The following is an 11,065-nucleotide window of genomic DNA, read 5'->3' on the forward strand; positions in this document are numbered from 1 at the left end:
CCAATTTGCTACCACAAAGAAGATACAAGAGAAAATGACATCGTGGTATTCTCCGAGTTCAGCGTTCCATCCCTTCCACAAAAATTTCAAGTCAGAAAAAAGTGATTTTTAACCAAGGTTGTTACCACACGTTCAATAATCTTCCGCTTCCAGTCGTATTATTAAGAAATAAACTAGCGTCCTTTCATGTGCACCAATAACCCTCACGACATTCGACAGATTATCTATATGCTGAAAATCAGAGATCCTTTAAAAGGGTGGGAACTTACCCCTATTTACGAGCAGCCTCAAAAAGAAGTAGCGAGAATCCTCAGAGAAGGCTCCATTTTCTTAAGCATCGTAACGCAAGAAGGGCTTGCCTGCGCCTGAAGCTATGGCGTGTGGCTGTATCATGATTGGGTACAATGGCTTGGCTGGTAGAGAGTATTTTCAACCAGATTTTAGTTACACCATATCGAATGGGGATGTTTTGCAGTTCGCACTTGTAGTCGAACGGGCTATCGAGCAGTTTAATAAATTCAACGATATTTTTATGGAAAAGTCAATCAATGCTAGCAACTATATTCAAAAGAACTACTCACTCGATATAGAAGAAAAGAGTATAGTAGAAGCTTGGAATCAGATTATTTCATTAAATAGCGTACATGATTTGTATGCACATTCGTACTCACATCCTTCATCCCCATTTCAATAATGTTGCTATTATGAGAGAAATGGAAACAGTCCGTCAATTGCATTGACAAGGGTGGAAGCGTGGGGTAGTATATTTGTAAGCTTTCCAGATAAAAGAAATTTTGTTATTTTGAGATAGATAAGATGCGCGGAGATTTTAGAAAGGTAATTTTATTCGGTAAAGTTATCTTTCTAAAATTTGTTTGTCATGAAACCTTTCCTGCCAGAAGGAATGCATGGGAAAGTTTTTTTATCCTCCTTAATAACAACCTGATGCATTTTATTGAAGCTTAGGCACATTAGAATAAGTCAGGGGTCATACGACATGGAGTAGTGTATACGCCTTCGATACACGAAATGGCGAAGCTATGCCCTTCAAGACGTTTTACTATTACGAGTGGTTTGAATAAAGGGGAAAACGCAGTGGAAAACAATAACAGCTCTGATTACATGAAGTTATTTTGCTTGCCCTACGCAGGTGGTTCGGCCACTGTTTTTAGTAAGTGGAGACGTGAGCTGGACCCAAGAATTGAGCTGCTTCCGGTAGAGTTGGCGGGGAGAGGAAGGCGTTTTAAAGAACCGTTTTACCCTTCTTTGCCCGACGGTGTAAAAGACGTTTCCTCCTACATAATGGAGCAGATTGGAGACAGCGAGTATTCGTTGTTTGGGCACAGTATGGGGTCTCTTTACATCTGTGAGATTATGAAACAAATCCGAAAAAATGGCTGGAGAAAGCCGCGGCATCTATTTTTATCTGGCATGTATCCTCCACATATTCGGGACAAAAAAAAGATCCATCATTTGCCGGATGAAGAATTCATACAGGAAATCATACAGCTTGGCGGTACCCCCAAAGAAGTAGCAGAGAACAAAGAGCTTATGGAAATTTTCACTCCCGTCCTGAGGGGTGATTATAAAAATGTAGAAGAGTATTTTTTGGTGGCAGATCAAGAAACGTGGGATATCGATATGACTGTCCTGACGGGAGATGATGATAACCTCGTAACATTGGATGATATTAACCAGTGGAGAAAATATACGAGCCAATCATGTACGATCGTGACTCTTCAGGGTGGACACTTCTTTATCAATGAGGAAGAAGAAAAGGTTATCGATATTATTAATAAAACGCTAATTGCATAAGACGTGCGTTGTAAGTAGCTAACCCTTGCCAATAATTGGTGGAGAGTTAGCTTTTTTCTGCTGTATACAAATTTGAAAAGGGAAATGGGAGTTTATCATGGGGTATAAATATGACGATCAGACGTATACAGGGTTAGAGATTGCTGTCATTGGCATGGATTGTAAATTTCCAAAAGCCGAGGATGTCCACCAATTTTGGGACAATCTCAAGAATGGAGTCGAAGGGGTATCTTTCTTTTCAGATGAGGAAATGATTCAATCCGGAATCGATCCAGCTCTATGCAACGATCCGAATTATGTGAAAGCAAAAGGGTATCTGGAAGGGATAGACTATTTTGATTCTACCTTCTTTGATTATACTCCCCGTGAAGCAACCGTACTGGACCCGCAAATTAGAGTTTTTCACGAAGTGGTAATGAACGCCTTGGAAAATGCGGGCTATAATCCTGAAACGTACAAGGGACAAATCGGTCTGTACGCAGGAAGTACCGAAAATGTGAATTGGCTGCTGAGACAGTTGCTGGTTGATGAGAACCCCACTTTCAATTTAAGCTTTCGCGAGTATTTATGTACGTCCATTTCCTACAAATTAAAGTTGAAGGGTCCAAGCGTCTCCGTACTAAGCGCATGCTCAACGTCATTGGTTGCGGTTCATCTCGCCAGCCAGGCATTATTAAACGGCGAATGCAGCATAGCGATTGCGGGCGGCGTACACATTTCCCTTCCGTCCAAAAAAGGCTATTACTATTCCGATGATCTCATTTACTCGCCCGATGGTCATTGTCGGGCGTTTGATGTCTCTTCGACAGGAACGCTCGTTAGTGACGGAGCAGGAGTCGTCGTCTTGAAAACATTGCAGGACGCGATAAAAGACCAGGACCATATTTATGCCATTATAAAAGGATCGGCGATCAATAACGACGGGCATCGGAAAGCGGGTTTTTCCGCGCCTAGTATTCAGGGACAAAAAGAAGTCATCGAGGCAGCTCTCCATATGGCGGAGGTAGATGCTGAATCAATCACGATGCTGGAAGCCCACGGGACAGGGACCAAGATCGGTGATGCCATCGAAGTGGAAGCTCTCAAAAGGGCGTATCAAACGAATAAAAGAGCATACTGCGCCATCGGTTCGGTTAAATCAAGTATTGGGCATCTGAATGAAGCGGCTGGTATTGCAGGCTTGATCAAAACGATTCTTTCGTTGGCAAACAGGCAAATTCCGCCGTCTCTTCATGTTTTGAACCCGAATCCCAAAATAGAGTTTGAGAATACTCCTTTTTTTGTTAATCATTCTTTGAAGGATTGGCATACGACAGATCATCCTCGACGAGCAGCAGTCAGCTCCTTTGGAATTGGCGGAACAAATGCACATGTAATCCTTGAGGAAGCGCCAATGCTTGAAAAGCAAGCGGCCACGGATGAACCTCAATTGTTTGTCTTTTCTGCCAAAACAGAAACCGCTTTGCAGCAGCAGATCAACCGCTTCAAAAATCACTTGAAACAACAGCCTGATATTGACCTGCGCGATGCGGCTTATACGCTTCAGGTAGGGAGAATGGCTTTGTCAAATCGCTTTTATTTGATAGCCGAAAGCTTCCAGGAGCTTTTCCATCAGTTAGATACGAAAAATCTTTGGGTCAGAACACCGGAAAAAGGGGGAAAATCTATCCTCTACCTCATACCGGAAATTTCCGGAGATCTACAAAGCGTTCAATTGGCCCTCTCGTTATACCAAAAGCATCGGCTGTTTCGAGAGGAAGTCACGCAATGCCTCAACAAAATAGGTACGAACAGTAAGGTGGATTTACGCCAATTGTTCGATCCAGGTGAAAAAGGGAGTCTGCAACTTCAAGCGATTCATTTTCTTTTTGCTTATGCTTTTGCAAAAGTAATGTCTACTTACCATGAGCAACCCTTTGGCATACTTGGCTTCAAGAGTGGAAATTTGGTAGCTGCCACACTAGCCGAAGCCGTGGCTATCGAGCATTCGTTTGCGGCATTCATGGATAATGAGATCACAGCGATTACGGAAAACCAGATTCGCCAGCCTCGGATTCCCATGTTTTCTCCTGTAAATGGCGAAAAGCTTTCCGGAGAACAATTGAAGGACCGAGCTTTTTGGAGTACAGTACTGAATGCTTCGCTTTCCATACCAAAAGGGGTTTCCATTCTCTGCCAAACTCCGAAGATGGTGGTGGCTTTCCTAGGAAATAAGGAAAATGGAATTGGTAATCACACAGATTTGCCCATCCACGAGTGGATTTCTTTATGTACGAGCAGCATGGAAGACAGGCCCTCGGAAGCCTTTGTTTTGAAATGGATCGGGGAATTATGGAGTTCAGGAGTAAGCATCCATTGGGAAGCTTTACATAAAAAGGGTGCTAAAGGACGCATCCCTTTGCCTACTTATCCTTTTGAGCGAAATCGCTACTTTTTGGATGATGACCCGGTACAGATCGGGAAAACCTTCCTGCAACAGGTCAAGGAACAATCATTGGTCCAAAAGGGCGTATCGGATTGGTATTACGTGCCGACATGGAAAAGAGGTGCTCTTTCCAGTTTGCCTACTGGGAAAACGAAACAGCGATCAGCTATCATTTTCCATGATGTAGAACTGAATGCGACGATTTTGGAAGCGTGCAAACGGCATTATAAAGAGCCGTTTTTTGTAGCACGCGGGTGTCCTCCTGTCTCTGAGGCCGATAACGGTTATCTGTTAGGGGAAACGAGTAAAAGAGGCTTCAGCGATATTTTACAAGCATACTACAAGAAAACCAAAAACCAACCGGATGCGATCCTCTACTTTTCCCTTTTCCAGGATGATTTCATTGAAGAGGATCAGATGCAGGCCGAACGTTTACTGGAAGAAACTTATTATAGCTTCCTGCACCTCGTCCAAGCACTAGATGAAATCAAAGGATCTACGGCGATTCAACTCTCTGTGATTGCGAATCGTCTTTTTGACGTGCTTGGCGATGAAGAGATTAACCCTTGGAAAGCAACATTGCTGGGTTTAGTCCGTGGCATTCCATTGGAATTTCCTGATAGGAACTGCCAGTTGATTGATATTTCTGGCCAGGAGCAGCTAGTCGCCTCTGGAATGATCGAGACGCTTTTGTGCGAAATGGAAGGAAGTCAAGAGGACCTGTTTGCTTTGCGAGGAAAATCAAAATGGCTTCCTCTCTATGAGCGTACATCTTTGGAAACCCATTCAACCCTGAAGCTTATAGACGGGGGCACTTACCTGATTTCTGGGGGTACAGGTGGAATTGGATTGGAGTTGGCCGCTTATATCGCCAGTCACTGTAAGTCCAGTATTATTCTGCTTGGACGATCATTCTTTCCTGCGAAGGATGAGTGGGGAAAATGGCTCCGAGACCACGGAAATCAAGACCCCATCTCAGCCAAGATCAAACGGATTCAGGAGATCGAACGAAGCGGTGCACAAATTTACGTCTACCAGTCGGATGTTTCTGATTTCTCTAATCTTGCCTCGACTCTGTATCGTGCTCAGGAGGAAGTTGGCCCCGTTCAAGGTGTGGTTCATGCGGCAGGACTTCCGGGCAGCGGCCTTATCCAGCAGATAAGCAAGGAGACGATGCACCAGGTCATCATGTCCAAAACAATGGGATGCATCAACTTAAATCGACTTCTGTGGGAAAATAACTTGGACTTTTTCGTGCTGTGCTCGTCTATCAGTACGATATCCCCGATTATCGGGCAGTCTGATTATAATGCCGCCAATTCCTTTTTAGATGCGTATACCGAGTATTGTAACCGGGAAAGGAAGCAGGCAATCACCAATGTGAAATGGGATGTTTGGAAAAATGTGGGAATGGCGGTACAGTCTGGGTTATCGACCGCTCCTAGAAAAGAGCCTGAACATCCGCTCTTTGAATACCGTTTTCAGGCGGGTGACAAAGAACTGTTCTATTCAAAACTAAGTCTGCATCGTCACTGGGTCTTGCAGGATCATCGTACCAATGAACATGGAGTGCTATCAGGAACGACATTGCTTGAAATGGTTCGGGAAGCCGCTGATAACAGTATGCTGAAAAAGCCTTATCTCCTCCGACAAGTGCATTTCCACACGCCGATCACCGTGCGCGAGGAAGAGGTAAAAGAAGTCTTGCTCCTCTTCACTAAAAACAAGGAAAGCTATGACTTTATCATATACAGCCGTTTTCATCATGACGAGCATACGTGGATTCCTCATGTTACCGGCCTAATTGAAGCTACCCAGCAGTCTGCAAGCACGATGGATCTGGAAGCTTTGAAGGAAAGCTGTGGAGACAAGCATGTGCTGTTTACCGAAGCGGATCATCAAAAGCATGGAGGCTATCTGAATTTCGGGAAGAGATGGCGCAATATTCGCGAAGTCATGGCGGGGGTAGATGAAGGGGTAGCCATCATTGAACTGCCAGAAACGTATCAAGCCGATCTGGACGATTATCATTTGCATCCCGGTATGCTGGATACAGCGACAAGCTTTTTACTCGGTTTTCTCGATAAACAAAAGATGTTTATTCCCTTGTCCTACGAATCAATTGCCGTCTATCGCAAAATGCCGCGCCGCATATACAGCTACAGCAAATATTTGGACAGCCGTTTTCCGCAGGAGGACTTGGCGAGTTTCGATATTCAGATCATGGATGAGTTCGGAAATGTGATCATTGATATCCGCAACTATACCGTAATCGCGATATCCGAATCTGTTGCAGACCGGATCAGTGACGGAAAGAAGCAAAGCATACAGATTAATCTAGACAAATGGATGAACGCTGATGCTCACGAGGATGATTCCAGCCCAATCGGAATCTTGCCGGAAGAGGGGCGTGAAATATTTGGAAAAATACTGACGTCTAGTGTTTCCAACCTAATCATTTCCACGATCGACATCGAAACCCGTTTACGGAAAAGCCATGACAGCAGCGCTAATGGATGGAACGGATATGAACAGTCAGCAAGCAAAAAGATTCAGGCAAAACGACCACCATTGTCTGTAGAGTATGTTCCTCCCCAAACGGATATCGAAAAAGCGCTGTGTGCCATTTATGAAAACTATTTAGGAATGGCTCCTATTGGTATCGCAGATGACTTTTTTGAGCTGGGTGGAGATTCTCTCAAGGCAATACATGTTAGCACGAACATCAGAAAACAGTTTGATAGCAATATCACGTTGACGGATTTATTCCAGTATAAAACGATCAAAAACGTAGCTGAATTCATCAAAAACAATAACCAAGTCGGACAATATCAAATAGCACCCGTCGAGGTTCAACCACACTACAAGACATCGCTTGCACAAAGACGCATCTTTTTCTTACAGGGCCTTATGCCAGATACGGTGGGGTACAATGAATCGACTGCCGTTTTACTGGAAGGGCCGATTCATCTCAGAAAAATTGAAGAGATATTTGCCAAAATGATTGAGCGGCACGAAAGCTTACGCACTTCGTTTCAGGTACTGGAAGGTGAGATTGTCCAAATTGTACACCCCCGTATTGACTTCGAAGTGATTTGCTTGGAGTCCGATGAACATTCGGTTGAGCAAGATCTCGAGAAGTTTATTCAACCGTTCGATCTGGCGAGGGCGCCTCTTTTCCGGGTCGGATTAATCAAAATTGGAGAACAAAAGAGTGTTTTGGCAGTGGACATCCATCATATTATTTCGGATGGAACATCCATTAGCTTATTGGTGAAAGATTTTTCTGAATTGTACAGGAACGTTTCGCTTCCTCCATTGAACGTCCAGTATAAGGATTACGCGGAGTGGCAGCACGACTTTGCTCGGTCAACGGCTTATCGGGCACAAGAGGCCTATTGGTTGAATAAGTTGGGGGGAGCATTGCCTGTCCTGCAGCTGCCGACAGACTTCCCTCGCCCGGCATCCCTTAGCTTCCATGGTGATCGGATTAGTCTGGAGCTTGATCAACAATTGAGTGAGGGGATCAAGAAGTTTTCTCAGGAGAATCAGGTCACCTGGTTTATGACGATGTTGGCTGCCTATTATGCATGGCTGGCGAGACTCAGTGGGGACTCGGATATCCTGGTAGGAATTCCGCAAGCAGGACGAAACCATGATGAGCTGAAAGAGATCGTAGGCATGTTTGTCAATTCCCTTGTTCTGCGTAATAAGCCAGAGAGGGAGAAAAGCTTCCTTGAATTGCTTCACGAAGTAAAAGCGAGTTTATTGGAAGCGTTGGAAAATCAGGATTTTCAAATCGAACAAATATTTGATCAACTAGATTTTAAGCGTGACCCAAGCCGTACATTCTTATATGATACGATCTTCAATTACCAGAGCATGAAGAATCAGACGGAAAGTGAAGGAACGTATTACGAGAACATAAAGTTATCGGCCTACCCGGTCACGGTAAAAACAACAAAAGCGGATCTGAATATTCATTTATACGAAACTGCCGCAGGGATTTATCTGGAATGTTACTACAGGACGGACTTGTTCAAGCAGGAGACAGTCCAATACATGTTTACCGAGTACCGTAAATTGCTTGAGTGCATCATCCAAGAACCTAACCTGCAGATTGGCGACTTGCCAATATTGAAACAGAGCGAGGGCTTGCACAGGGAGAATGGTGTTGTGCCGCTTTGCAAGTACCAGCCCTTTTCTTTCAAGGAGTCTACTGCCGCTCTTGTAAAACGGTTTGAAGAGCAGGTTGCCACCTATCCGAATCATATCGCTGTCAAACATAACTTCGATACTTTGGAATATGGACAGCTCAATGCAAAAGTAAATCAGATTGCCCGAAAAATTTTAGAGCACTGCTCTCCAGAAAGCATACAAACACCAGTTGCCCTTTTATTTGGGAACACACTCGAAATGGTAGTTGCCTTGATGGGAGCGTTGAAGGCAGGGGTTCCGTTCGTACCGCTGGATCGAAGTGCTCCAATTGAGCGGTTGGCTTATATGATCGACGATGCGCAATCGAGCATTCTTTTGACCGATTCGGAAAACATAATCTTGGCTGGTGAAGTTGTAAGAAAGATAAACAAGGAAATCCAAACGATCAATTTGACGGACGGAACCAGTAACATTTCAGAAGAGAATTTGGATCTAAGCATAAAAGGCGAAGAAATTGCATTTATCCTCTATACTTCCGGTTCGACAGGAAGACCGAAGGGGGTCATGCAGAGCTATCAAAACGTCTATTACTATCTCTCACAGTTCACCCAGGTATTGAAGGTCCATCAGCGTGATCATATCGCATTGTTGACATCGTACAGTCACGCGATCGGCATCTTGGATATATTGGGAAGCTTGTTAAATGGGGCTACTTTGCATCTCTATGACATCAAGCTGGACGGTAGTATGACGCGATTCGCCAATTGGTTAAATCAGGAACGAATCACATTGTTCCACTCCGTTCCATCGGTGTTCCGCTTTTTTATGAAGAACCTGGATGACAGCATACGGCTTCCTCATATTCGCATGGTTTTATTAGGAGGAGAGGTCGTGTCCGGCACGGATTTTGAGTTGTACAAACAAAAACACGCGGATGACTGCTTGTTTGTCAATTTCCTGGGCTGTTCGGAATTGATGGTCATTTCGTTTTTCATCATGAACAAGGATATGGCAGTCCATCCTGCAAAAATTCCAGCCGGGTATGTCGTCGATGGCATAAATTTGCGCATTCTTAACGAAAACAACCAGGAAGTGAGTATTTACGAAGCCGGGCAACTCTACTATCAAAGCGAGTATCTCTCTCCTGGGTACTGGAACCGAGCAGAAGAAACAGAGAAGGCTTTTGCATACGATTTGCAAACAGGTAAGGGTCGATTGTACCGAAGCGGAGACTACGGCAGATTATTGCCAGATGGTTGCTTGGAATACAACGGCAGAAACGATTCCCAGTTGAAAATCAGAGGCTACAGGGTTGATTTGAATGAAGTAGAAAGTGTCATCGACGGATTGGATTGTATGGTAAAGAGTATTGTCAAATCAACCGAGGATGCGAACAACGAACCGGTCATCGTTTCTTACTACGTATTGAAGGAACACGTATCAGAGAAAGAGATCATCGGTATGGTGAAGGAATTATTACCGAGCTACCTTGTTCCGCAATATTGGATGGAATTGCAATCGTTTGCCATGGTCGGACCGAATAAAATCGACCGCAGTGCTTTGCCAGCCTTTAATGTCAACACGCCAAAGAGCTCCCGTATGGCTCCACCGCAAAATCGCATTGAAGAACTGCTCCTAAAAATATGGCAAGAAACATTAGGAAAAGAGCAGATCGGAGTAGACGATGGATTTTTTGAGGTTGGTGGTCACTCGTTGATGTTGATGCAAGTTCAAAACAATCTGGAGAAGGAACTGCAAACAACGATTGAGATGGCCGATTTGTTCAAATATCCAACCATACGTTCGTTGGCTTTGTTTTTACAAGACAAGCAGCAGAACAAAAATGATTATTTGCAGCAAAGCATGCAGCGGGGCGAGCTTAGAAAAAGCCTGCGCCAGCAACGGGGAAAACGGTAAAAGGCCATCGGGGAGACAGGAAATCGGGGCGCCTCGCGCTCCGGGTGACTCCTCCTGCTTTGGACATTTGAAGGGTAAAGGAGAAGGGTATGCAAAAAAGTGTCGTGTTTGACTTCGATGGAGTGATTATTGATTCGCTAGAAGTACAGCGTAAGGCATTCTTTGATAGCTTTCAGCTCGTTTCCAATGGTCCGCTTCCCTCTTTTGAGGAGTTTCTGGGGCACAGTGGGGATTCCATTCCCAACATTTTCAGTAAAATGAACCTGCCACTTAGCATGGTTGAACATTATCGGAGAATAGCCAGCTCCAATATCCACCTGATTGAGATTGTGGAGGGGATGGAGGAGATTTTACGCTTCATCCAAAACGAAGGATGGAAATGCGGATTATGTACGGGAAAAGATCGCAAGCGAACCATCCACATCCTGAAAGAATTCGAGCTGATTGATTATTTTGACACAGTAGTCTGTTCGGATGATGTAACCCATCCGAAGCCGCATCCGGAAAGCCTTCTGCTCGCCATTGAGCAACTGCACTCCAATGCTGATCACTCTGTATTTGTTGGAGACGGAAAAAACGATCTCATCTGTGCCAGAGAGGCGGAGGTCAAAAGCATTGCGGTCGCATGGGGCCATAATTCAGTAGAAGTACTCCAGCAAGAATCGCCTAGCTATTTTGCCTATAGCGTCGATGAACTCAGACATGCGTTGCAAACCCTTTTTCATCATCCAAGAGTTTCATTATGAAAAG

Annotated in this window: 4 protein-coding genes; all 4 read left to right on the forward strand. The window is 44.4% G+C overall.

What is annotated here, in order from left to right; all coding sequences use genetic code 11:
- Window positions 1–391: 391 nt before the first annotated feature.
- The 4 genes from C7R91_RS04380 (at window position 392) to C7R91_RS04395 (ending at window position 11,061) form a co-directional block, all read left to right on the forward strand.
- Complete coding sequence (locus tag C7R91_RS04380; RefSeq protein WP_052773356.1) at window positions 392–694, forward strand: hypothetical protein; 303 nt, start codon at window positions 392–394, stop codon at window positions 692–694.
- Between the two features lie 401 nt (window positions 695–1,095).
- Window positions 1,096–1,815 carry a thioesterase II family protein gene (locus C7R91_RS04385; protein ID WP_236697784.1) on the forward strand — a complete coding sequence of 240 codons (720 nt, stop codon included), beginning with the start codon at window positions 1,096–1,098 and terminating at the stop codon, window positions 1,813–1,815.
- 97 nt (window positions 1,816–1,912) lie between these two features.
- Window positions 1,913–10,315 carry a type I polyketide synthase gene (locus tag C7R91_RS04390; RefSeq protein WP_047067175.1) on the forward strand — a complete coding sequence of 2,801 codons (8,403 nt, stop codon included), beginning with the start codon at window positions 1,913–1,915 and terminating at the stop codon, window positions 10,313–10,315.
- Between the two features lie 89 nt (window positions 10,316–10,404).
- Window positions 10,405–11,061, forward strand: a complete 657-nt coding sequence (locus C7R91_RS04395; RefSeq protein WP_047067176.1) for an HAD family hydrolase — start codon at window positions 10,405–10,407, stop codon at window positions 11,059–11,061.
- The last annotated feature ends 4 nt before the right edge of the window (window positions 11,062–11,065 follow it).

The sequence above is a fragment of the Brevibacillus formosus genome (assembly GCF_003013405.1).
In the GTDB taxonomy this organism is placed as follows: Bacteria; Bacillota; Bacilli; order Brevibacillales; family Brevibacillaceae; genus Brevibacillus; species Brevibacillus formosus.

Coding starts and splice junctions, on each gene's coding strand:
- C7R91_RS04380 (WP_052773356.1), top strand. CDS start 392: ATGATTGGGTACAATGGCTTGGCTGGTAGAGAGTATTTTCAACCAGAT.
- C7R91_RS04390 (WP_047067175.1), top strand. CDS start 1,913: ATGGGGTATAAATATGACGATCAGACGTATACAGGGTTAGAGATTGCT.
- C7R91_RS04395 (WP_047067176.1), top strand. CDS start 10,405: ATGCAAAAAAGTGTCGTGTTTGACTTCGATGGAGTGATTATTGATTCG.